The following is a 267-nucleotide window of genomic DNA, read 5'->3' on the forward strand; positions in this document are numbered from 1 at the left end:
AGGAACAGACCTACTACGCCGATACGGCAGGCTCGGCGATCATCCAGCAGCGGGTGCGCCTGCAACCCGAACTGGAGGCGATCACGGTCGATACCGCCTCCGGCGGGTTCGAGACCATGCGGACGCTGGCACCGCCGGTCGGACGCGGCTGGGAATACGTCACCGGTGCGGACGGTGTGTGGGACTGGGATACGGAACTGAGCCGGATCCCGGAGTGGCTGACCGAGAAGGTGCAGGCACCGAGCGTGGTGCCGGGCCCGACCGATC

At 67.8% G+C, this 267-nt stretch carries 1 protein-coding gene; it reads left to right on the forward strand.

Going from position 1 to position 267, the window contains the following annotated elements; all coding sequences use genetic code 11:
• Positions 1–267 (forward strand): hypothetical protein (locus CUZ56_RS15105; protein WP_455431070.1); only part of this gene is annotated, 267 nt, incomplete at both ends.

The sequence above is a fragment of the Saezia sanguinis genome (assembly GCF_003991585.1).
Classification (GTDB): Bacteria; Pseudomonadota; Gammaproteobacteria; order Burkholderiales; family Burkholderiaceae_C; genus Saezia; species Saezia sanguinis.